This is a genomic window from Achromobacter piechaudii NBRC 102461, assembly GCF_001571245.1.
Classification (GTDB): domain Bacteria; phylum Pseudomonadota; class Gammaproteobacteria; order Burkholderiales; family Burkholderiaceae_B; genus Achromobacter; species Achromobacter piechaudii.
The window spans coordinates 676,145-697,704 of the sequence record NZ_BCTK01000001.1 but is presented as its reverse complement, the minus strand read 5'-3'; the positions used below and the strand labels follow the sequence as shown (position 1 = coordinate 697,704).

Genomic DNA, 21,560 nt, shown 5'->3' with positions numbered 1-21,560 from the left:
AGCGGGTCTAACGACAAAAGAGGCTGCTATGGATGATCACCCCTTTACTTATGACCGCTGGGCTGCGCCGGATGATCCGGAGTTTGCTGTTGTGCGGGTAAGTGATTTGAGGAAGATGGAGCGCGCTTGCCAGGGGATTTGGGCGATTGCGAGGATTGTGGGGAATAGTTTGAATGAGCCAGGAGCTACGGGTGCACCGCCATTCAGCGCGGACGTAATGGCGACTTTGATGGGCGGAGTGGAAGGCCTATGCCATCCCTTTTCCGATCTGGTGACAGACTTAATCGGTGAAGCCAGATCTAATGAAATGCGATCTGAAGATTGAGCACGACCCATCCAAAAACCACCTACAGCTAGATCGCTGTGATCGGGTGAGGACACGCGAAACCGAAACTACGACATAGCAGTTGGTCATCTACACTATTCTGCGAAGTGTTTACAACACAAACGCAGAGTGAACGAATCCACATAAACTTTGCAACCGTTTCGATCATTATGAAAAAAACGACAGAAATTTTAGAGACCATTAGCAGAGAATTAAGTGAGAACGAAAGAGATTGGTACTCAGGAAACCAGAGATCCCTAAAATACTACGTTCGAGATATTCATCATGATTTGAGCAAATGGATAGCAAAAAAAGAGCGTGAAAGAGATCAGGAGAAGTATGAACTAACATGGACACTGGGCTTAATCGGCGTCATTGGAATTATATTGGCAATCACTCGATCAGCCAGCAGTGATTGGGAGTGGGCTCGCGAAAACACTCTAGCATTTCGAATATGCGCCGTAGTTCTGTGCACATTGTTCGTCGGCATCACGCTAGAGCGTTCAGCCGTAGTACGGTCGCTTTGGAGCTTCACGATTACGAAATTCTTGATCTCCATCATAGTTTCTGGGTTGGTTTTGTATGCTCGCGGAAAAGCGGGTGGACATATAAACGAAATATTTCACGTCGACGCCTCAGCATTCCCCATCACCCTGATCTTCACAACCGCAATTCTTGTTCTTAAATTTCTGGTCCCCTTCGTACTGGTTGTAGCGATATTTCTACTATCGGTCCATATATTCACCGGTGCACATTGGTGTTGGACACGATATAACGAAAAAAATTACCAGGAATTTCCATTATATTCTTTACTTACCGCATTCGTATCAGCCGTAATTCTCTATTATGGCTGGGGTTGGTCAACTAATCAGCTATCAGACTCACGAGTACCCGATAAAGTATATTTGATGGCATATGCACTAGACTTCAGCCACAAGAACGAATGTGCCAATGTTCCACCAAACCGACCGATCGTATTTCTTGGAAACGACCAAAGGTCAGTATTAGTCGCGCCTCACAAATTGGAAAATTTCGACTTTTCAAGATTTTTCGAGGCATCAGCCGTCGTTCCGACCAATTTCATTCGAGTGCATTGCGACTACAAATCTGCTCCTCGCCATGATGGTCTGCCCTTAGGCTAAAAAATGATCCCCCCACCCGATGGCACCATTTGGGCAATCTCAATAAAATCCAAGTGACTTACGTTTCGTCGCCGCGCAGTATGTGGAGTGTGTTCCTGACTATCAGCTAATATTCGGGGGCTCACCCATCCCTGAACTGAAAATAATAAAAGGCAACTCCGTTCGAACCAACAGGCGGCCGATGGCCACCTACCGATCGTAATGTGCGGGGAGCTGCCAAGACTGGGGTTTATCCAAGAAGATCCCAGAACAACGCGGATTCTGTATCTTCTGGGTCCGGCTCTTGCAAAGATCGGATAGGTCGACTGAAGGCAATTCGCACTTTCGCCCTGCCCGATGCCGTCAAGGGTTCCAGCCGCGCTACGCCAGACCTTGTTAACGCATCAACGAACGAACGCCAATGATCACTATCTGCATGTTGAATCCATAAGAGTCGATCATCATCTGCGCTAAGGTCTTCCCGAGATAGCACTACCGGAGTATCGGGGCGCCGCGCGAGGCGGTCTAGGAAGTAGGAAGCAGATTCACGATATTGCTGATTAATGGTGCGAACTGTCCGCGAAACCAGTCCTAAGTTTTCGAAGAGTTCCCGCACTCTCGTCTTGCTATCCTCAAATTGATTACCAATATGCACACTCATCACCTTCGCTGATTCAACCCCTTTTAGGCAACGACGTGCGCATTCGTTGGATCGTGCCTCGAGGTAGCCCACGTCAGAATGCGAAAGATCTACCCGTATATGCTGCGCATCAGGCAAGACAAGGCGAGAAATAGCACTCCGGCTAACGTCTAGAGAGGTCCATCCATGCCCGGCAAGCTCTAGCGCCTCAATCTGCAATCCAGAGGCTTGAGCGGTTGGTGGAATCCCTTTCCGCTGCGATAGCATTGCCGACCACAAAGACCCCAAGTTCGATGAAAGCACTGCCGAATCCTGATCGGCCGGAATACTGAACGAAATTTTCTCACTTAAAATCGCAGTCGCTCCGTCTTTTTTTTCCAATAGCCACTCGAAAGCGGCTGCATTCACCTTGGTCGCTCCCAGCAACGCTAGCAGCGATTTTTCATTAATAATCCCTGACACCCGCCTCTGGAGCGCCACCGACAGAAAGCAGTCGAACAACACCTCGTGTGAGAAGCCGAAACTACTCCCCCCAGCCGAATCAGACGTAGCCCCTAACCCGCAGAGAGAAGATAGTCGCCGCGTAAGACCCGGACGAGCAGCTTCGAGCGACGACGTGCCAACAACGGACTCTGCACAAGAAACCAATTCGGATTGATCGATCTCCCTGTTCTTAGATGTCTGCATTAACTCCGCGATTTCTGAAAAAAGTTCGCGCAATTCGTCCGTTGTCAAAAGTTCGCCAATGTTCGGGTCTTTCAACTTCAATGCTTCACGGGTGAGATACTGTGCCACAACAATATCGTACACGGATGGGAGCGAGTTGCTAGCCACCCCTTCATTCTTGAGCCATGCAGCAAACGCCTTCGCGAAGAAGGGCACGCTCAGTACTGACCATTCTCGCTCCTTTATTGCACAAAGCGTGTTCTCTTGCACACCCATGGCAACTAGGAATTGCTTCGCGGAAGACCGAGACCAAGGCTGCAATTCCACTAATGTGTGATCAACGTTAAGGTCGGTCGCTAGTGCAAGCGAACGTCTGTATTGAGTCAGATAATAGGAGGACCGCGCAGAAGCTGCCAAGACCCCTCTCCCGCCGAGCTCTCGAAACCAAGGCTCTAGAGACCCCAGTGCATTTTCGTAACCGCTGCTGCCAAGCAACTCATCGAACCCATCTACAAGCAAGACAAGCAATCCATTTCGGCAAAGGGCTTTAGCACTATGACTGGACAAGAGTTTTGTAATATTTAGCGCGCTATTGACTGCGTCCTCAAGGCTCGACAAAGTTCGTCCCGAGGATGATACAAAAAGATATAACGGCAGAGGGGACCCAGGATCGGATTCAATCTTTCTTGCGCGTTCTACTGCCGCAGAAACCATCAAATCTGTCTTGCCTAAACCAGCTTGCCCAATAATAAAAAATACTGAAGTTGACGGCTTCATTCTTTGACAAGAATCGTCAATCCGCGCCACCAGATCAAACTCCTTCTCACCACCTTCACGAGAGAGAGGATCCTTTTTCTCCTTAATCAGAGTGGGGCCGCGAGTCGCGTCCCATTTTGGAAATCCGAGCCGCGAAGATTCCTCTTCTGCACGCTCATGAGTGAAGTTATCCAATCCTATCGCAATCCGCCTTGCAAGAAGCTCCCAGTTTGAAACGTGCTTCAGGAAATCCGAGTAACCACGCCATGGGCTACTACTGTCCATCCTCCACTCTCATCGATTGTCGGGACCAATTCGGAAGCTATCCAGTCGAGACTGATTATTCTCGCTCGTCGACTTTACCCAAGGGACAAACAATGTCCCAATATCCTCGTCGTCACCGAAGAAGTAGCTCGGTTTAGAGTAGTCCTCAGTATATGCGCCGATATCAGCGAGAACGTCTCGAACGAGCCGACCAAGATCCGTTTGATTGCCGGCAACACTACTTACATAATTTTTTAAGAATTTTGCAATTGCCTCTGATGATTTCTCAGTGAAGACATCTCCGTCCGACGCAATGTAATTTATCCCTTCAGCGGAAGCATGCGAATATACATTAATAGCAGACTCATTGGGCGCCCACAGCCAAAATGGTGAAATCTCAAAGGACGAACGGTCTCGTGGCTTCTGAAGAAAGAGGCGGTCTTGGCGTATATCAATTCTAGTTCCCGACAAATACTGTCGGAGTAAATTTTCCAGTTGTAAAGTTAGCCCACCAATTGCATCGCGTAACGATTGCAGTTGGCCCAGATCATTCGGTAAAGGTTGCCCATGAGAAAGGCGATCGCGCAGGATTTTAAATGAGCCGTAACGAGGCGCTTTGAATCTATCAATAGCACTGACAGCAGCATCGCTCCAATTTATTATTAATTCGTTGATCCAATTAGAAGTATCGGCTGTGGAATTCCCACCTCGCCGCACTACTGCCAACATCGTTCCGAAGCCTGGAACCTGAGAGACACGAAGAGGCGAACATTGGGGGCGTCGGCTGGATGCAATCGAGAGCGTATAAATTAGACGAAGGTGGAAATCTACCAGAGCAATTGACTCTCGGACGTCTACGGGAGCAGATGAAGATATCCCCTTAAATTGAGAGAGCGTGGGAGCAAGCAGGTCGAGAGTTTCAAAATCTTCCATTTAAAATTATCTCCTTCATTTTCTCTCAAATTTTTCGATAACCATCTTAAGCATGAATAAAAATTCACCGCGACGGCATTTACGCTTCAATTTGTATATTGAATAGAATTCATTATGCGAAATGCCACCTCAATATCGGCATATAACGCTCACTGTCTGATTATAAAAATCTAAAGCAAGTCCGCACTTCCGTGCCAGCCCCCCGTCTTCAATAAATTCTTCAGAAAGTCAGGCCCGTTCCAAATATTTATTCCGTTATCGTGGAATCTTCAACACCGCTTTTTTCACGAAAATACTGCCCTCTGAGACCATATCCGCAACGCCAAGCGTCGCGAGTGCAGAGTTAGCAGGGGTGAAGGGATTGAACTCAGGCTGGGATAGCGAGAACCAATAATGAATTTTCTCGCCAGTTTGCTCCGGGAATCTTGGGAAATGGGTGCGAACTTGACGGTCGTGCAAACGCCAAGGTTGAGAACATCTCCTGCCGCGATAGTGATACGGAATATCGACATCTTGTCCTGAGGTTGCAGGATAGAAACCCTTCATCGGAAACGCATATGTGTGCGCTACCCCGAGTCCCGACCGATGATGCGAATTTTTCTGTCCCGTGCTTGGGCTGCAATTGCGGTATGGTGCCCGCCGAGCTTGGCAAAGCTGATGCACACACAAACCGCAAATGACAACTTGGCTTCACGAATCGATGCGGATCGCGTTGCCCTGAAACAATATTTCGGGTGCTAGAGTCAGCTAAGGATTCCAAATGTTACCTTAGTTACTAGCATTGATCCATGGCAAATATCAACCGTAGGCCACGCGGCCATATATAAGTCGTTACCGACCTACGGCCCGCCGCTCGTTTCTCGAGGCGGATGTCCATATGCGAGTGTTCAATACCCGCCGAGCTTTCCTCTCACTTCCCCCCCACCAGCCCCCACCTCCCCGCAATCCCCCCGCCGCCGCCTTCATCCTCTCCACCACCCCCTCCAATCTCCCCACGCCCAACCTCTCCGCCATCGCGGTCACCGTAATCGCCCCCAGCGCCACCCCTCCTTCCGTCAACACCGGCACCGCCACCGCACTAGTCCCCGGCATCAACCCCATCGCCGCATACGCAATCCCCTCCCTCCGCGCCACCTCCACCCGCCCAATCACATCCTCCACGCACTCCCCCATCACCTCCAACCTGGCCGCATTCCCTCTTACCAACTCCACACTCTCCCCCACCCCCAAACTCGCCAACAACGCCACCCCCGACACGCCCACCCCCAGCGGCCGTCTCACCCCCACCTCAATCGACAGCACCTGTATCGGATGCCTTCCCGTCCTTCTACCAATACAGATCGAATCGTGCCCATGTCGAATACTCAAAAACACCGTATCCCCCACCTGCTCGGCCAGCTCGCTCATATAAGGATCCCCCAAGGTCAGCAGCGGAAAGCGCCGAGTCCTGGCCAATCCCAGCAAACTGATCTCCTGCCCAATCAAATACCGCCGCGTCTCCACATCCTGCTCAACCGCGCCCTCTTGCACCAATGTCTTCAGCAAACGATGCACGGTCGGTCGATTCAATCCAGACATGCGCTCCAGATCTACCAATCGCACACCCCGCTCTTGTCCGCAGGCGATCAGCCGCAATAGCGCCAACGCCCGACGAACCGTCTGCGCACCCGCCGCGCTTTTATCTTCTGCCTCGCTCACGCTGCCTCCGGTTTGATAACGGACTTTGGCGTCTGCTGAATCCCACGCTTAGTAACGATGGCGCCCAGCGAGGCATAGTTCGGCCCACCAATGCGGCAGATAGGTCGCAGCAACGCCGTATCGATCTTGCCGTCTTGCAGCAGCCCATCCCGAATATGAAACATCACCACCTCACCCACGAAGAACTCCGCGCCGGTATCACCAAACGGGGTGACGCTATGAAAGCGGCATTCCAAACTGATGGGCGCGGCGGCCAAACGGGGGGTGGCGATTACCGCACCGGGCAGCACGCTTAAACCCAGCACGTCGACTTCGCTGATTTCCGGTGGGTGTTCCTGGGCGCTGTCGTGCAGGGGATCCAGCAGGGTTTCATCGCCGACGTTAACGACGAAGTGGCCATTGGCCAGGATGTTTTGCGCCGTGTCTTTGCGCACTCCCGCCTTGCGGCCGATGTTGACGCCGATCATGGGCGGTTTATTCGAGACGAAGGTGTAGCAGCTGAACGGCGCCAGGTTGACGCCGCCGTGGGCGTTGACGCTGCTGATCCAGGCGATGGGTCGGGGGACGACGATGCCGCTCATCAGGCGGTAGGTTTGTTCGGGGTTCAGGTCGCTGGCGGGAAAGTGCATGGGGGTCAGGCTCCGTAGTCCGGATGTTGAACATTCAACAATGAATAAAACCGCGCGCGCAATAAGCGCCTACGCTAATTCTCCGGCGAAATCCGCCCATCCCAAAAGCCGCACGCCATACAACCTTCCAAAAGAGTCCAACATCCGGAACTTTTATGGAAATTCGCGTTGTTCCGCAGCCAGGAAATTTCTAGAGTGTCGTCAAACACAACAAACACATCGTGATGACACGACCAGGAGACAAACCATGCATCGCAACGCCCTTCGCGCCTGCGCCACGGTGGCGCTGACCGTTCTGACTTCCATGGCGCACGCCGCGTGGCCCGAGAAGCCGGTGAAGATCGTCGTGCCCTACCCGCCTGGCGGCAATGTGGATGTGGCGGCGCGGCTGATTGCGCCGGGTTTGCAAGCGGCGTTTGGGCAGCCCTTCATCGTTGAAAACAAGCCGGGCGCGGGCGGGATGATTGCCGGCGAGCAGGTGGCGCGGTCCGAGCCGGATGGCTACACCTTGTTCATGGCGGCGAACGGGCCTCTGTTGTTCTCGCCGCTGATTTTCAAGCGGGATGCGTACAAGTGGGATCGGGACTTTGCGCCGATCAGTTCGGTGTCGTACACGCCGCTGGTGTTGCAGGTCAAGCCCAGCTTGCCGGCCAAGACGCTGGCCGAGTTGCTTGAGCTGGCTAAGAAAGAGCCCGGCAAGCTGAACATGGCTTCCCCCGGCGCGGGAACGACGAATCATCTGGTCAGCGAGCTGTTGCAGTCATTGACGGGCGCGCGTTGGACGACGGCGCAGTACAAGGGCAACGCGCCGGCCACGACCGATCTGCTGGGTGGACAGGTGGATTTCAATTTCGATCAGATCTCGGTGGCGCTGCCCTATGTGAAGGAAGGCCGCTTGCGTGCGTTGGCGGTGACGACGCCCAAACGCGTGCCGTCGATGCCCGACGTGCCGACGTTTGCGGAAGCGGGTGTGCAGGGCATGGAGGCGGCCACGTTTACCGGGCTGCTGGCTCCCAAGGGCACGCCGCCCGATGTGCAGAAGCGCTTGAGCGAGGCGCTGACCAAGATCTTTGCGCAGCCCACGATCATTCAACGCTTTGATGAGCTGGGCGCCGAGGCGCGCGGCAGTACGCCCGAGGAATTCACGCGCTATCTGGCGGCCGAGGATGCGCGCTGGACGCCGATCATCAAGCGCGCGGGCATCACGGCGAATTGATGCCATCGATGCGACCCGGTTCGGCCAAGGCAAAGACAAAAGGCAAGGCGGCCCGATGCAGGTCCATCGCCCTCAACGCCAGCAAGTCCGCTGACTAAGCGCCCGCAACAAAACAAACGCATCGCGGCCCCCGCCGCGACGCCTCTCCCCTCTTCCCCCGACACGGAACCCGCCATGAGCAGACGCAGCATCTACGCCGAAGGCTTCAGCCATAAGAACCCCATTCCGGCCGCGTGCCGGATCGGATCCATGCTGTATTCGGGCAGCATCCAGGGCACCGACCCCGCGACGGGCGCGTACGGCGCGTCGCTGGAGCGTCAGTGCGAGCTGATGTTCGACCACGTGCGCCGCATCGTCGAAGCGGGCGGCGGCTCGCTGGATCACATCGCCAAGATGACGGTCTGGATGCGTGACCGCAGCCAGCGCGCGGCGCTGAACGCCGTGTGGCTGCAAGCGTTTCCGGATGCGCAGAACCGTCCGGCGCGCCACACGATGCAGGCCGATCTGGATGGCGACAAGCTGATCGAATGCGATTTTGTGGCCGTGATCGACGGTGCAAGCGAGTAAGGGAGCGAAGACGATGACGCAATACCAAGCCTTCAACCCCCATCCGTCCGCCCCGGCCACGCGCCTGCCGCCGCTTGCCTGCGACAGCCAGTTTCATGTGTTCGGTCCCGCCGACCGCTACCCCGTGCGCGCCGGCGCCGCCTACGAGATGCCCAGCGCCACCATCGAGACCGCGCTGGCCCTGCACCGCCTGCTTGGCATCGAGCGCGGCGTGATCGTGCAGGCCACGACCTACGGCGCGGACCACCAGGTGGTGCTGGACGGCCTGGCCGCCGCTGGCCCCTCGTATCGCGGATGCGCCAATGCGGTGGTGCTGGCCGAGCGCGACGATGCCTATATCCAGAAGCTGCACGATGCCGGCGTGCGTGGCGCGCGTTTCACGCGTCAGGGCCTGGGCATCAGCATGGAGCCGGCCGTGTTTGATCGGGCCATCGGCCGTATTCGTGAGCTGGGTTGGTATGCGAAGTTTCAGCCGGAACCGGACGGCATGATGGCGCAGGCATCGCAGTTCGAGCGGCTGGACATCCCGGTGCTGCTGGATCACATGGGCCGCGCCGACCCGCAACAAGGCGCGTCCGATCCGACTCGCCGCTTGCTGGAATCGTTGCTGGCGCGCGGCAATTTTTGGGTGATGTTGTCCTTGACCGAGAAGATTTCCCGCAACGGCCCTCCCTGGGACGACGTGACGCCGCTGGCTCAAGCGCTGATCGCCGCCAACCCGGATCGCGTCGTCTGGGGCAGTGACTGGCCGCATCCGGTGTCCGTCAAGCCCACGCCCGATGAGGGTCAGCTCGTGGACCAGTTGGCGCGCTACGCCGGGGATGCCGCGACGCTTAAGAAGATTCTGGTCGACAACCCCGCCCACCTGTTTGGATTCGAGAAATGAAACTGCTGAGTTTTACGTATCAAGGCCGCGCGCATTTTGGTGCGCTGCGTGGTCAGGAAGATATCGTGGCGCTGGACGGTCATGGTCACAACAGCCTGCGTGCGGCGTTGGAAGCCGACGCGCTGCCGGCGCTGGCCAAGCTGGCGCAGACCCTGCCGACCACGCATCGCCTGAAGGACGTCCGGCTGTTGCCGCCCATCCCCGTCCCGGAAAAAATCATCTGCGTTGGCGTGAACTACGGCAATCGCAACGAGGAATACAAAGACGGCAGCGCGCCGCCCGCGTACCCCAGCGTGTTCCCGCGCTTTCCGGACTCGTTCGTGGGCCATGGCGAACCGCTGCTGCGCCCGCCCGAGTCCGAGCAGCTCGATTACGAAGGCGAGATCGCAATTGTGATCGGCAAGGCCGGACGCCGCATTTCGGCGGAAGACGCCTGGAGCCACGTCGCGGGCCTGACCTGCCTGAACGAAGGCACGGTGCGCGATTGGCTCAAGCACGGCAAGTTCAACGTGACGCAAGGCAAAAACTTTGACGCCAGCGGGTCGATGGGGCCGTGGATGGTGACGGCCGACGAGTTCGACCCCGCAGCCCCGTTGACAGTGACCACGCGCGTCAACGGCGAACTGCGCCAGCAGGACGCCACCGACAACCTGATGTTCCCGTTCGCGGAACTGATCCGCTACATCTCAGTCTGGACCACGCTCAAACCCGGTGACGTGATTTCGACGGGCACGCCCATCGGCGCAGGCGTGCGCTTTACGCCGCCGCGCTTTTTGAAGCCCGGCGATGTGGTCGAAGTGGAAGTGGGCGGCATCGGCATTCTGTCCAACCCGGTGGCCGACGAGGCCGTCGCATCCGCACAAGGAAACGCCCATGCTTAACCAAGACGATCGCGCCCGCGCGGCAAGCCTATTGTTGGAAGCCGAGCGCAGCGGCGTACCCACCACGCAGTTGGACGAGGCGTTTCCCGGTATCGAGATTGCCGACGCCTATGCCATCCAGCAACTGAACATCGACCAGAAGATTGCCGAGGGCGCCAAGCTGCGCGGCCACAAGATCGGGCTGACGTCCAAAGCCATGCAAAGCACGGTCGGCATCGACGAGCCGGACTATGGGCATCTGCTGGACACGATGTTCTTTCAAGACGGGCAGACGATACCCACCGACAAGCTGATCGTGCCGCGCGTCGAAGTGGAGCTGGCCTTTGTGCTGGGCAAGCCCTTGCGCGGGCCTGACGTGAGCCTGTTCGATGTGCTGGATGCGACCGACTACGTCGTGCCCGCGCTGGAACTGATCGACGGGCGCAGCAAGTATCCGCGCCGCATCGTGGACAACATCGCCGACAACGCGGCCTGCGCCGGCATCGTGCTGGGCGGCCGGCCGGTGCGGCCGCTGGATATCGATCTGCGCTGGGTCGGCGCGCTGCTGTTGAAGAATGGCGTCATCGAAGAGTCCGGCGTGTCGGCGGCGGTGCTGGGCCATCCTGCGCTGGGCATCGCGTGGCTGGCCAACAAGCTGGCGCTGCACGACACCGGGCTGGAAGCCGGCCACATTGTGCTGGCCGGCTCGTTCACGCGCACGGTGGCGGTCAAGCGCGGCGATACGCTGCATGCCGATTACGGCAAGCTGGGCAGCATTTCAGTGCACTTCTCTTAAAGGACGCGCGCATGGAACTTCCGATCAATACGTTCAAGCGCGCGCTGCGTGCGCAGCGTCACCAGACCGGCTTGTGGGTCACGCTGGGCCATCCAAACAGCACTGAATTGGTGGCCGCAAGCGGATTTGACTGGCTGCTGCTGGATACCGAGCACACGCCCGTCGTGCTGCCGACCGTGATGGCGCAGTTGCAGGCGGCCAGCGCTCACCGCAGCCACCCGGTCGTGCGGCCTTCGTGGAACGACAAGGTGCAGATCAAGCAGTATCTGGACATCGGCGCGCAGACGCTGCTGCTGCCCTATGTGCAGAATGCGGCCGAGGCGCAAAGCGCAGTGGCCGGCATGCGATACGCGCCGCGTGGCGTGCGCGGCGTCAGCGGGACGATGCGCGCGACGCACTATGGCCGCGTGCCCGACTACATGCGCCGATGCGAAGAGGAACTTTGCCTGCTGGTGCAAGCGGAAACCGGCGAGGCGCTTGAGAACCTGGACGCGATCATTGCCGTCGATGGTGTCGATGGCGTGTTCATCGGCCCGGCGGATCTGGCCGCCAGCCTGGGGTATCCGGGCGAGCCGCAGCATCCGAAGGTGGTCGCCGAAGTGGAAAGCGCCATCCGTCGTGTGCGCGCGGCCGGCAAGGCGCCGGGCGTGCTGACCACCGATGAAACGCTGGCGCGTCGATACATGGACGCTGGCAGCATGTTCACGGCTGTCGGGGTCGATGCCGCGATTCTTGTTCGGTATTGCGATCAGTTGGCGGCACGATTCGCGGGAACGTGATGGCGGACCGCGAGGCCGCGGATCTCGGTTGACGATGGCATTCCCCGGCCATCGACACCGCCTATCCGCCTACACTGGCGGGCATGCGTAAATCGTCAGACCCTTTCGCCCCGCCTCGCAAGGCGCGCGTCGCTCGCTCCAATTCCCTGTCCTGGTTGCTGGAGCCGATGGAGCGCGACGCCAACTACCAACTCCGCAAGATGTTCGGCTGCGATGCGGCGTATCTGGACGGCCTGCTGTATCTCGTCGTCGCCGATCGAGACGCGCCCTGGAATGGGGTCATGGTCTGCACGTCGCAGGAACATCACGCCGCGTTGATGGCGGACGTGCCAGGGCTGTTGGTCCATCCGACCTTGGGCAAATGGCTGTACCTGCCGCAGACCGACGAAGCGTTCGAATCGCAGGCGTCGACGCTGGTGTCGATGGCTTTGGCGCGCGACGCGCGCATGGGCGTGACGCCCAAGCCGAAGGCGTCGCGCCGCAAGTCCTGGCGGACCGCCGACTGAGCGATTCCTGCGCTGAAACGCTGATCGGGCCAGAGTTGACCCGACCGCGCTAAATGTGGCCCGACCTAAGCGCTTGATAACACGACAGATATTTTCATTCTGGCCAGATCTGGTTCGATTTCTCGATAAAACCCGCCAAGGAAATCACGCAGCGGGCCGAGAATCCTCCACCCCCACCCCACAATGCCGGCACACCCGAGCCTCGCTCAAAATCCGGCCTTCACATTCCGGACACTCCCTATACGCAGGCGCCACATTCTCCTGGGCGCGGGGCGAGTGGTCCGGGAGGGCTAGCAGGAATGCACCAGCCAGCGGTGGGCTGATGAGGCAGGCAAGGATCGTCCAGCCGATGCCGCGCCGCCCTCGGCCGGCCGCCATGACGCCGACCACGATGGCCAGGACGATCCAAAGAAGAATAAGCAGGAACATAGCGCGATGTTAAACCGCCACCCTGCCCCGGTTTTTTTAAGAACTGGAAACAACAACGCTGCTTTAACGGGGCCAACAAGAGTAATCTGCTGCCAGGGAGACATCCCGATGTAAGTGGCCAGAAGTCTTTCAGGAACCTTGCAGCGCCTCGTCCGCGAACTCGTCTGCAAACGATAAAAGGAAGCGCATATGAACACGATCTCTTCAAATTGGCGCAGGACCACCCTGGCGGCAGTGACGTTGGGGGTGGCAAGCGTGCTGTTTGCGGGTTGCACGACGAATGGTCCAAAGGACACAGCGTCGGCCGCTGAAAAGCGACAGGAATTGGACTCGGCCGCCAACGCCACACTGACTCAGCTTTACGCCGCGTCCCCGCAATCCAAGCAATTGGTGGAACGCGCGCGTGGGGTGCTGGTGTTTCCGGCTGTCCTGAGCGCCAGCTTCATCGTCGGCGCCCAGCATGGATCCGGCGTGTTGCGCGTCAGCGGGAAGGACTCGGGCTACTACAGCATTACCGGCGGCTCGATCGGCTTTCAGGCGGGCGCGCAGTCCAAGGCCATGGTGCTGCTATTCATGACGGATGATGCGCTGGCCAAGTTCCGCGCCAGCAGCGGCTGGACGATCGGGGCGGATGCCACCGTGGCGGTCGCCAACGTGGGCGCCACCGGCAATATCGATTCCAACACCGTTCAACAGCCCATCGTGGGCTTTGTCTTGAACAATGGCGGTTTGATGGCGGGTGTGTCCGTCGACGGCAACAAGATTTCGCCGCTGGTGCTGTAAGGGCGCTTCAGTTGCAGGGGCATCATGTCGCGGCAGCCCACACATTGATTCAGGCTGCCGCGCCCCGTCGAAGGTAAATCGATGAAGAAACTAGGCCGGGTGGGACGCTACGTTCCACCCGGCCTTATTCATGTCACGACAGCATCGGAGCCATGTCCGGGTCGCCTTTCTTCATGGCATGGCGATAGGCGTCGCGCGCGCCGATGCGTTGCAGGTACGCCAGGATGTGGGGGTACGGCGACAAGTCGTAGGGGAAAAACAGGCGCATCGTCGTGAGCGAGAACACGGCGATGATGTCGGCGGCGGTCAGGGTGTCGCCTGCCAAATAATCCGTCTTGCTCAATTGCTTATCGACTAGAGCCAGCGCCTGCTGACGCCGCGCATCGGAAAACTGCGCGATGGGTTTGTCGGCGGGGACCTCGGCGCGCGCCACCACCATGCAGCGCATCAGCGCGGGTTGCAGCGAGCCGTTGGCGAAATGGAACCAATACAGATAATCGGCATAGGCCGCGTCGGATGGGTCCACAACCAGGCGGCCTTCGCCGTAGCGGCTCAGGATGTATTGCACGATGGCGCCTGATTCAGCCAGCACGATGTCGCCATCGCTGATGATCGGGGCGGTGCCCAGCGGATGCAGTGCCTTGTACTCGGGCGGCGCGAGCCGCGTGTTCGGGTCGCGGTCATACACCTTCAATTCATAGGGGATGGCCAATTCCTCGCACAACCATACGATGCGTTCGGACTGCGATTTACCCAGGTGATGCACGGTCAGCATGGAATTCCTTTTTAAACGGGATGGACTGCGCCACTCTACGCCCGTTTACTTCCCGAGGCAGCCCCGTCCGCTGGCGTCTGACCGCATTAACGGATGGATACATAACCCCGCGACTCGGACATTTCCAATTGCAATCAGCATGCTAATTTAAGCGCCCGTGGCCGCCCTCGTCCGGGGCGGCCGGCCATTGCCGAATAACTAAACACTGATGACCATGCATAAGACGCCTGCTCGCGACAACTCTTGCGCCACCCGCAAATCACGCCTTTCCCGGATTATTCCCCTGGCATTCGGGCTTGCCCTGGTCTCGGCGTCGCCGATGATCGCGGCGCAGGGCGACAGCGTCCGTGCCCATTCTCCGGTGCAGCAGAATAATGCGGCGAATACGGCGCCCGCACGGCAACCGGGTGCGGCGGGATTGGCGCCGGTGAGCAAGACCGAAATCCGCAATCAGGCGGCCTATGAACGCCTGTTGAACAACAGCGGCGTGACCTTGCAGTGGTTGTGGTCGGCGCAGCGCGGCAAGCTGAATGCCACCGACGAAAATGACGTCGTGCGTATCGATGGCACGCAGGCCAACTTTGAAGGCACCTTGAAGATCAAGGGTGAAGTCGTGTCGATCGACGCCGATCGCTTCACGTTTCGCGGCACGATCATGATTCTGGACGCGCCGGACAAGGGCCGCCGTTGCGAACGCACGGGCGATTATGAGTTCCGCGCAACCGGCAAGCGCAAATACTGGCGTTTGCAGCAGATGGAGGCGTGCGGCGGCCTGACGGATTACGTGGACATCTATTATTGATTCACGCGCGCGGGCGGGCCGCGGAGCGACCACGAATAACCGGGAGATTCACATGATCGACGAACACGACAAGCAGCATCTGGCGCGTTGCGTGGCGCTGGCCAGACAGGCCCTGGAATCCGGCGACCAACCCTTTGGGTCGGTGCTGGTGTCGGCCAACGGCGAGGTGCTGTTTGAAGACCATAACCACGTCTCGGGCGGCGATCACACGCAGCATCCGGAATTCGAGATTGCCCGCTGGGCCGCCAATCATGTGCCGATGGCAGAGCGCGCCGCATGCACGGTGTATACCTCGGGCGAACATTGCCCCATGTGTTCCGCCGCGCATGGCTGGGTGGGGCTGGGGCGCATCGTCTACGCCAGCTCGTCCAAGCAATACCGGCAGTGGATGCAGGAATGGGGCGTCGCGCCGTCGCGCGTGAAGCCGCTGTCGATCCAGGAAGTCATCGACGGCGTGCAAGTCGATGGCCCGGTGGACGAATTCGCCGAGCAGGTCAAACAGCTGCATCAGGAAAAGCTGCGGCGCCAGTCGTAGACGCCGCAAGCCGCCACACAACATCAACAAGGAATCCTGCATGCCGTCGAACAGCGTCAAATGGATAGTCAGCATCGTCTCGGGCCTGCTGATCGGCAAGGTCAGCTACGGCGTGCTGCTGCCGCTATTGATGGCCGCCTCGCCAGAGGCCAACGCCGGCGATTCCGACACCATGATGATTGTCGGCACCGGCATCTGGTTGCTGATCACTATCGTGGCGGCCGTGCTGCTGGCTCGCATACCGAACTTGAAGCGGATGATCGGCTGGGGCTGCGTGGTGCTGGGCGTGGCGCTGATGGTGACCATCCCTGCCACGCTGCTGACCATGGACCTGGGTACGCACGGCGACGTGGCCTCCAACGCGCAAGCCGCGAACGACGCCAAGACCGCACTGTTCTTCTGGATGCTGATCTTTGGCCTGCCCTACCTGGGCGGCGGCGCGGCGCTGACGATTCTGGGCACCGTGCTGGTCCGCAAGAACCCCGCATCCAGCGTGCCGGACGCGCCCCGGCCTTAACCCGCTCGCGGGATACGCTCCGTCCTTAACCGGCACGCCGGCCGCGCCACGTCCTTAACCAGCACGCCGGCCGCGCCACGTCCTTAACCAGCACGCCGGCCGCGCCCATCCTTAACCTGCGTACCGACGCGCTCCCTCCTTAACTAAACGGCCAAGCTGCCGTTGTTAAACAGGTGCGGCCCCAAACTGCGTCATGCGCGCTGCGCTGCCGGCCTGGGTTCGCGTCCCTGCAACCCACCTGCTGTAGCGAATGACTGCCTCTTCCGACACGATCGACACCCTGATTGCGCGCCGCGCACAACTGCGGCAATGGCTCCACGCCGGCCAGTATGACGAACTGGATGCCCTGCTGGACGCGGCCGCGCTGCGCTGGCTGGACAGTGATGGCGAGACGTACGGGTACCGCTGGATGTTGGACGAGATCAACGATCCACGCGGATCCGCCGCCGACAATCTGGCCCGGCTGCAAGCCTGGCGCCACGCACGGCCCGCTTCCTATCATGCGCATCTTGCCTACGGCAATCAGTGGGAACACATCGCCGGCGCCATTCGTGGCAGCAATACCGCCGACGTGGTTGACGACAGCCAATGGGCCGGCGCGATGATGGCGCGCGACCATGCCGTGGCGGCGTTTCTGCACGCGATGGCCCTGCACGAGCGCCCCGTCGTGGCCGTGCAGCGCACGATGCGCGTCTGCGCCTATCTGGGCGAGCCCGACTGGTTGGCCGCGCTGATGCACGGCGCCACGCAGGTTTCCCACGACGACCTTCGCGCCAGCTGGTCGCCGCCCGTCTGGGAACAAGGGATGCAGCGCCTGACCGAATACAGCGATATGGGACTGGCCGAATTGCCTGACGCCCTGCCGCCCGGCCTGCCCGCGCGCCTGGTGGACGACAAGGGCGACGAGGAAGATTCCAAGACCTATTGGCTGCGCACCTCGCTGGCGCTGCGGCCGAACGATGTCGGCCTGCTGACCAGCTACCTGTACTTTCTGTACCCGCGCTGGGGCGGCAGCCACGCACGGATGCAGGCCTTCATCGACGGCCCGATCTGCGCGGGCTTGAGCGAATCGCAGCGCGACGAGTTGCGGTTCTACAAGGAATTCGATTACCTGGGCTATGTCGCCTTCTATCCCGAGGCCGACGATGACGAAGGCAACGCGGCGTTCCGCGACGCCTATGAACAGTGGCTGACGCTGGATATTTCGGCCGAACGACAGGCCATGGCGCTCTGCCACTACGCCAACTTCGAAACGACGCGCGCGCGCCATGTAGATGAAGACGGCGAGGTGCATTGGGACGCCGCCCTGCTCGAACACGCCTACTCGCTGTTGGCGCGGGCCGTCGCGTTGGCGCCCGCCGATACGGACCTGACGGACGAGGCTTATCCCGGCGTCCTGTTCACGTTGCAAGCGTGCTTGTGGTTCAAGGGCATGCCGGATACGCAAGGCTTGTTGCGACAGATCCTGCTGCGCGGCGCGCGCTGGGGCGACGACGTGCAAGCCGTGTTGCTCGCGGCGGCGGGCAGCCAATTCGGGCTGTTTGGCCTCGACGAAAACGAGCTGGACACCGGCGCGCTGCTGGAGCAAGGCTTTGCGCCGGACCATTCGGACAGCGACTTCAACCTGGCGCAGCTGGGCCGCAACCTGTGGGGCGACGTCTCGCCGCAAGCCGCGCTCTTTCTGTGGCAGGAAGGCGCGCAGCGCCAGCGCGCGGACGCGATGATGTCCTTGAGCGAACTGTATGCGGGCAAGATCGATCCCGGATACGCCCATATCGACGCCGACACCGCGCGCGACTGGCTGACCCGCGCGGCCCGGGCGGGCGACCTCATCGCCCGCAACAACCTGGCGTACGCCGCCATCGACGACGGTGGCGACATTGCGCCGCACGACTACCAGACCTACCGCGCCTGGCTGGAAAACAATTGGCAGGTGGCGGAACAGGGCTCGCGCATGCGGGCGATGGCCGCGCGCAACCTGAGCTGGCTGATGCTGATGCACAGCGGCTCGGACGCAGACCAGCGCGCCGCGCTGGACAACGTGTTGCCCTGGCTGTGGGACCAGGAGCATGACGGCGACCGCGAAACGGCCGCGCGCAGCTACGCCATCGCCTTTCTGGAAGGCCGGGGTTGCGAGCCCAACGCGTATCTGGCGCGGGTATGGATCGCGCGCGCCCGCGCACTGTCCCCGGGTGACGACTACCTGCAACAGCTTGACGCGCAGATCAATGACGACAGCGGCTGGTTTGGCGGATGGCGACTGCGCCGCCGGATGGAACAGGACCGCGCCCGCGTGGACACGCGTGCGCGCGAGCTGACCTTTGGCGGCGGCGAATCCGATCAGGCGTAGGCACAGGCGGCGACGCCTATTTGCAGTTTGATACGTTTGATCACCGGGCCGGGGGGGCCGCTGCGGGGCGTAACAGTACAATTACCGCCACTTCTCGCTACCCATCCGGCCTGTCGCCCCTTCCCCATGTCCAGTCTCATCGTCCACGGTGGCACGCCCCTGCGCGGCCGCGTCATCCCCTCGGCCAACAAGAACGCGGTGCTGCCCATCCTGTGCGCCACCCTGCTGACCGACCAGCCGCTGACGCTGCACGGCGTGCCGGATATCACCGACGTGCGCAAGATTCTCGATATCTTCCGCACGCTGGGCAGCGAAGTGACGCTGGACGAGTCCACCCGCACGCTGGCGCTGCATCACCGCGTCACCACCTTCGATGCGGCCGTGCACCGGCTGCCCGAAGAGATGCGTTCGTCGATCATGCTGGTGCCGCCGCTGCTGGCGCGCTTTGGGGTGGCGCGGCTGGAAGACAACGTCAAGGGTTGCACGCTGGGCGTGCGCGAGATCGATCCGCACGTGGACATCTTCCGCTCGTTCGGCGGGCAGGTGGAACGCGCCAGCGGCTCGCTGCTCGTGCGCAGCAGCGGCCCGCTCAAGGCCACGCACCATTGGCTGGATTACGCGTCGGTCACCACCACCGAGAACTTCGTGCTGTGCGCGGCCGCCGCGCAGGGCGAATCCACGTTGACCAACGCCGCCTCTGAACCGCACGTGCAGGAATTCTGCCGCTTCATGGCGATGATGGGCGCCGATATCGACGGCATCGGCACCTCGCGCCTGACCGTGCGCGGCGGCGTGCCGCTGGGCGGTGGCGAGTTCACGTTCGAAGAAGACTTCCACGAAATCACGACCTTCCTGGCGCTGGGCGCGATCACGGGCGGCGACGTCGTGGTGCGCAACCGCACGCCGGGCAACTTCCCGCTGATCGACCGCACGTTCGCCAAGTTCGGCGTGCAGATCGAACACAAGGACGGCTGGTCGCGCGCGCTGCGCTCGGGGCCGCTGAAGGTGCAGACGCCCTTCACCAGCAACGTGCTGACCAAGGTCGAGGCCGCGCCCTGGCCGTACTTTCCGGTGGACCTGCTGCCCATTTTCATTGCGCTGGGCGTGTGCGCCGAAGGCAACGCGATGTTCTGGAACAAGGTCTACGACGGCGCGCTGGGCTGGACGGGCGAGCTGTCCAAATTCGGCGCGCACGTGTTTTCGTCGGACCCGCACCGTGTCGTGACGTTTGGCGGCATGCCGCTGACGCCCGCCGTGGTTGAAAGCCCCTACATCATCCGCGTGGCGATTGCGTTGTTCATGGTCGCCAGCAGCATCAAGGGGCGCTCGGAAATCCGCAACGCCACCCCGATCCGCCGCGCGCATCCGCAGTTCGTGGAAAACCTGCGCAGCCTGGGCGTGCAGGTCGAGTGGGCTAGCGAGGAATAGCGCCGGGTGTACCGGCCGCGCGGTTCAGGAATTCCAGCACGGCCAGGTACGACCCCTCATTGCCCGCCGCGTTGGCGGCCGGTGTACCGCCCGCGTCCAGCAGCAAGCCCGACATCGCATGCGGCTTGCTGATCAGCGTGGCCGGCAGATACGGGTAATGCACGTGATGCCCCGCCCCCATGCAGACGTGGTGAAAGGTCGGCAGGCCGTGCGACTGGCGCTGCCGCATCACGATTTCCGAATAGGCAGTGCTGGGCCAGAAGCCGTCGTCCGACGCGCTGATGAGCATGACGGGGCCGGGGTAGTTCTCGACCGGAATGCGGGCGCGTTCGAAAGCAGCCGCATCGCGCGTCGCGCTCAGGAAGGCGTGGGTCTGCCGATAAGGCGGCTCGGATGCGTAGGCGGCCTCCCAATCAGCGTGGGCGTTGTCTTGCCAAAGATGCGGCAAGGGCTGGCCTGCCTTGGTCCAGACCTGCGCATCGCGGCCGGTGCCGGGCGAACCCGCGCTGACCACGCCGTGCATGACGGGCGACGGCACATAGGCGGCCACCGCGCTGACCAGCTCGGGATAGTGCGAGGCCACCAGCAACGACGTTTCACCGCCCCGGCTGATGCCCGACAGCGCCACGAAGCCATCGCGCGGCGCCAGTTCGGCATGCGCCCAACGCAGCGCGTGTTCAAAATATTCCAGCGGCATGTCGTTCAGGTACTTGGGCCGACCGTCATAGTTGAAGATGGCCAGCGCCAGGCATTGGAAGCCGCGCGCGGCGAACAGCGCGGCGCGGGGCGCGTTGACGCCACCCGATGAGCCGTTCATGTAGATGACGAGCGGGTGCGGACCGGGGCCGGCCGGCGTATATAGTTCGCCGGAAATCGTCATGCCGCCTACTTGCTCGCGCACCGACCGATGCGTGACGCCCTCTTCCAGAAATTCCTGCACCAGCCGCGCCGACGCGCTATGCACGCCATCGGTGGCCTCGATCTGGATCAGCAGCGGCTCGGTGCGGTCAGGCGGGAACACGACGCGGCTCATGTCTTCGCACACCATCGACCACACGATGCCCATGGCCGAGGGTTCTGCGTAGCTGCCCGAGACGGGGCTGTCGCGGCCCAGGTCCAGGCTGCCGTCGTGGCCAGCCACGAAGACGGCCTGCGATCGCCACGGCGCGCCGCACATCTGCATGCTGGCGGTGACGGTGATGGTCGCATAGGGTGCGAAGCCGTCGATGCGGATGTCACGCGCAACGTCGATCAATGCGAATTCAGGGGTAACGGTAATGCGGGCTTGTTCGGTCACGG

General features: G+C 60.2%; 21 protein-coding genes. 14 read left to right on the top strand and 7 right to left on the bottom strand.

The window, feature by feature from the left end:
* Positions 1-28 precede the first annotated feature (28 nt).
* Complete coding sequence (locus API01S_RS29125; RefSeq protein ID WP_156487053.1) at positions 29-325, top strand: hypothetical protein; 297 nt, start codon at positions 29-31, stop codon at positions 323-325.
* Between the two features lie 1,371 nt (positions 326-1,696).
* Here API01S_RS29125 and API01S_RS29120 read toward each other — a convergent pair.
* The 5 genes from API01S_RS29120 to API01S_RS03280 all read right to left on the bottom strand — a co-directional run bounded on the left by API01S_RS29120 (position 1,697) and on the right by API01S_RS03280 (position 7,032).
* Positions 1,697-3,793, bottom strand: coding sequence for an NACHT domain-containing protein (locus API01S_RS29120; RefSeq protein WP_156487052.1), 2,097 nt, complete (start codon positions 3,791-3,793; stop codon positions 1,697-1,699).
* 9 nt (positions 3,794-3,802) lie between these two features.
* Positions 3,803-4,705: a hypothetical protein gene (locus tag API01S_RS29115; RefSeq protein WP_156487051.1), complete on the bottom strand. Its 903-nt coding sequence runs from the start codon at positions 4,703-4,705 to the stop codon at positions 3,803-3,805.
* A gap of 255 nt (positions 4,706-4,960) precedes the next feature.
* Entirely contained in the window at positions 4,961-5,251 is a 291-nt protein-coding gene (locus tag API01S_RS29110; protein WP_156487050.1) for a hypothetical protein, read from the bottom strand.
* Positions 5,252-5,536: 285 nt separating this feature from the next.
* Positions 5,537-6,403 carry an IclR family transcriptional regulator gene (locus API01S_RS03285; RefSeq protein ID WP_084802346.1) on the bottom strand — a complete coding sequence of 289 codons (867 nt, stop codon included), beginning with the start codon at positions 6,401-6,403 and terminating at the stop codon, positions 5,537-5,539.
* Positions 6,400-7,032, bottom strand: coding sequence for a flavin reductase family protein (locus tag API01S_RS03280; protein WP_061303083.1), 633 nt, complete (start codon positions 7,030-7,032; stop codon positions 6,400-6,402). The genes API01S_RS03285 and API01S_RS03280 overlap by 4 nt, the downstream gene beginning before the upstream one ends.
* A 247-nt stretch (positions 7,033-7,279) precedes the next feature.
* Here API01S_RS03280 and API01S_RS03275 point away from each other — a divergent pair, with 247 nt between their 5' ends.
* From API01S_RS03275 to API01S_RS03235, 8 genes are all read left to right on the top strand, one after another.
* Positions 7,280-8,248 carry a Bug family tripartite tricarboxylate transporter substrate binding protein gene (locus API01S_RS03275; RefSeq protein WP_061303081.1) on the top strand — a complete coding sequence of 323 codons (969 nt, stop codon included), beginning with the start codon at positions 7,280-7,282 and terminating at the stop codon, positions 8,246-8,248.
* A gap of 174 nt (positions 8,249-8,422) precedes the next feature.
* Complete coding sequence (locus tag API01S_RS03270; RefSeq protein WP_050730205.1) at positions 8,423-8,815, top strand: RidA family protein; 393 nt, start codon at positions 8,423-8,425, stop codon at positions 8,813-8,815.
* A gap of 13 nt (positions 8,816-8,828) precedes the next feature.
* Positions 8,829-9,701: an amidohydrolase family protein gene (locus API01S_RS03265; RefSeq protein WP_050730204.1), complete on the top strand. Its 873-nt coding sequence runs from the start codon at positions 8,829-8,831 to the stop codon at positions 9,699-9,701.
* Positions 9,698-10,582: a fumarylacetoacetate hydrolase family protein gene (locus tag API01S_RS03260; RefSeq protein WP_061303078.1), complete on the top strand. Its 885-nt coding sequence runs from the start codon at positions 9,698-9,700 to the stop codon at positions 10,580-10,582. Before API01S_RS03265 ends, API01S_RS03260 begins: the two co-directional genes overlap by 4 nt.
* The gene (gene hpaH / locus API01S_RS03255) at positions 10,575-11,357 is read left to right on the top strand and encodes a 2-oxo-hept-4-ene-1,7-dioate hydratase (RefSeq protein ID WP_050730202.1); all 783 of its coding nucleotides are present in this window, start codon (positions 10,575-10,577) and stop codon (positions 11,355-11,357) included. The genes API01S_RS03260 and hpaH overlap by 8 nt, the downstream gene beginning before the upstream one ends.
* A gap of 11 nt (positions 11,358-11,368) precedes the next feature.
* On the top strand, positions 11,369-12,136 hold the full coding sequence (locus API01S_RS03250; RefSeq protein ID WP_061303077.1) for an HpcH/HpaI aldolase family protein: 768 nt from the start codon (positions 11,369-11,371) through the stop codon (positions 12,134-12,136).
* Between the two features lie 83 nt (positions 12,137-12,219).
* On the top strand, positions 12,220-12,642 hold the full coding sequence (locus API01S_RS03245; protein WP_061303075.1) for a hypothetical protein: 423 nt from the start codon (positions 12,220-12,222) through the stop codon (positions 12,640-12,642).
* 618 nt (positions 12,643-13,260) lie between these two features.
* On the top strand, positions 13,261-13,854 hold the full coding sequence (locus tag API01S_RS03235) for a BPSL1445 family SYLF domain-containing lipoprotein (RefSeq protein ID WP_061303072.1): 594 nt from the start codon (positions 13,261-13,263) through the stop codon (positions 13,852-13,854).
* Positions 13,855-13,987: 133 nt separating this feature from the next.
* Here the strand turns inward: API01S_RS03235 and API01S_RS03230 are convergent, their stop codons facing one another.
* Positions 13,988-14,629 carry a glutathione S-transferase family protein gene (locus API01S_RS03230; RefSeq protein ID WP_050730198.1) on the bottom strand — a complete coding sequence of 214 codons (642 nt, stop codon included), beginning with the start codon at positions 14,627-14,629 and terminating at the stop codon, positions 13,988-13,990.
* Between the two features lie 427 nt (positions 14,630-15,056).
* On the opposite strand from API01S_RS03230, the gene API01S_RS29470 reads away from it, so the two are divergent.
* The 5 genes from API01S_RS29470 (at position 15,057) to API01S_RS03205 (ending at position 20,261) form a co-directional block, all read left to right on the top strand.
* Positions 15,057-15,431, top strand: coding sequence for a hypothetical protein (locus API01S_RS29470; RefSeq protein WP_232294696.1), 375 nt, complete (start codon positions 15,057-15,059; stop codon positions 15,429-15,431).
* A gap of 52 nt (positions 15,432-15,483) precedes the next feature.
* Positions 15,484-15,966 carry a nucleoside deaminase gene (locus API01S_RS03220; protein ID WP_050730197.1) on the top strand — a complete coding sequence of 161 codons (483 nt, stop codon included), beginning with the start codon at positions 15,484-15,486 and terminating at the stop codon, positions 15,964-15,966.
* 40 nt (positions 15,967-16,006) lie between these two features.
* On the top strand, positions 16,007-16,483 hold the full coding sequence (locus API01S_RS03215) for a hypothetical protein (RefSeq protein ID WP_061303070.1): 477 nt from the start codon (positions 16,007-16,009) through the stop codon (positions 16,481-16,483).
* A 250-nt stretch (positions 16,484-16,733) separates the two neighbouring features.
* Positions 16,734-18,833 (top strand): DUF4034 domain-containing protein, encoded by a 2,100-nt coding sequence (locus tag API01S_RS03210; protein ID WP_061303068.1) that lies wholly within the window; start codon positions 16,734-16,736, stop codon positions 18,831-18,833.
* 126 nt (positions 18,834-18,959) lie between these two features.
* A complete protein-coding gene (locus tag API01S_RS03205) occupies positions 18,960-20,261 on the top strand; it encodes a UDP-N-acetylglucosamine 1-carboxyvinyltransferase (RefSeq protein WP_061303066.1) in 1,302 nt (433 codons plus the stop codon).
* Here the strand turns inward: API01S_RS03205 and API01S_RS03200 are convergent.
* A complete protein-coding gene (locus API01S_RS03200) occupies positions 20,248-21,558 on the bottom strand; it encodes an acyl-CoA thioester hydrolase/BAAT C-terminal domain-containing protein (protein WP_061303064.1) in 1,311 nt (436 codons plus the stop codon). The genes API01S_RS03205 and API01S_RS03200 overlap by 14 nt on opposite strands.
* Between the last annotated feature and the right edge of the window lie 2 nt (positions 21,559-21,560).

Excerpts from the sequence above, each read along its gene's own strand:
- API01S_RS29125 (WP_156487053.1), top strand. The coding sequence starts at position 29 with ATGGATGATCACCCCTTTACTTATGACCGCTGGGCTGCGCCGGATGAT.
- API01S_RS29120 (WP_156487052.1), bottom strand. The coding sequence starts at position 3,793 with ATGGACAGTAGTAGCCCATGGCGTGGTTACTCGGATTTCCTGAAGCAC.
- API01S_RS29115 (WP_156487051.1), bottom strand. The coding sequence starts at position 4,705 with ATGGAAGATTTTGAAACTCTCGACCTGCTTGCTCCCACGCTCTCTCAA.
- API01S_RS29110 (WP_156487050.1), bottom strand. The coding sequence starts at position 5,251 with ATGAAGGGTTTCTATCCTGCAACCTCAGGACAAGATGTCGATATTCCG.
- API01S_RS03280 (WP_061303083.1), bottom strand. The coding sequence starts at position 7,032 with ATGCACTTTCCCGCCAGCGACCTGAACCCCGAACAAACCTACCGCCTG.
- API01S_RS03275 (WP_061303081.1), top strand. The coding sequence starts at position 7,280 with ATGCATCGCAACGCCCTTCGCGCCTGCGCCACGGTGGCGCTGACCGTT.
- API01S_RS03270 (WP_050730205.1), top strand. The coding sequence starts at position 8,423 with ATGAGCAGACGCAGCATCTACGCCGAAGGCTTCAGCCATAAGAACCCC.
- API01S_RS03265 (WP_050730204.1), top strand. The coding sequence starts at position 8,829 with ATGACGCAATACCAAGCCTTCAACCCCCATCCGTCCGCCCCGGCCACG.
- API01S_RS03260 (WP_061303078.1), top strand. The coding sequence starts at position 9,698 with ATGAAACTGCTGAGTTTTACGTATCAAGGCCGCGCGCATTTTGGTGCG.
- hpaH (WP_050730202.1), top strand. The coding sequence starts at position 10,575 with ATGCTTAACCAAGACGATCGCGCCCGCGCGGCAAGCCTATTGTTGGAA.
- API01S_RS03250 (WP_061303077.1), top strand. The coding sequence starts at position 11,369 with ATGGAACTTCCGATCAATACGTTCAAGCGCGCGCTGCGTGCGCAGCGT.
- API01S_RS03245 (WP_061303075.1), top strand. The coding sequence starts at position 12,220 with ATGCGTAAATCGTCAGACCCTTTCGCCCCGCCTCGCAAGGCGCGCGTC.
- API01S_RS03235 (WP_061303072.1), top strand. The coding sequence starts at position 13,261 with ATGAACACGATCTCTTCAAATTGGCGCAGGACCACCCTGGCGGCAGTG.
- API01S_RS03230 (WP_050730198.1), bottom strand. The coding sequence starts at position 14,629 with ATGCTGACCGTGCATCACCTGGGTAAATCGCAGTCCGAACGCATCGTA.
- API01S_RS03220 (WP_050730197.1), top strand. The coding sequence starts at position 15,484 with ATGATCGACGAACACGACAAGCAGCATCTGGCGCGTTGCGTGGCGCTG.
- API01S_RS03215 (WP_061303070.1), top strand. The coding sequence starts at position 16,007 with ATGCCGTCGAACAGCGTCAAATGGATAGTCAGCATCGTCTCGGGCCTG.
- API01S_RS03210 (WP_061303068.1), top strand. The coding sequence starts at position 16,734 with ATGACTGCCTCTTCCGACACGATCGACACCCTGATTGCGCGCCGCGCA.
- API01S_RS03205 (WP_061303066.1), top strand. The coding sequence starts at position 18,960 with ATGTCCAGTCTCATCGTCCACGGTGGCACGCCCCTGCGCGGCCGCGTC.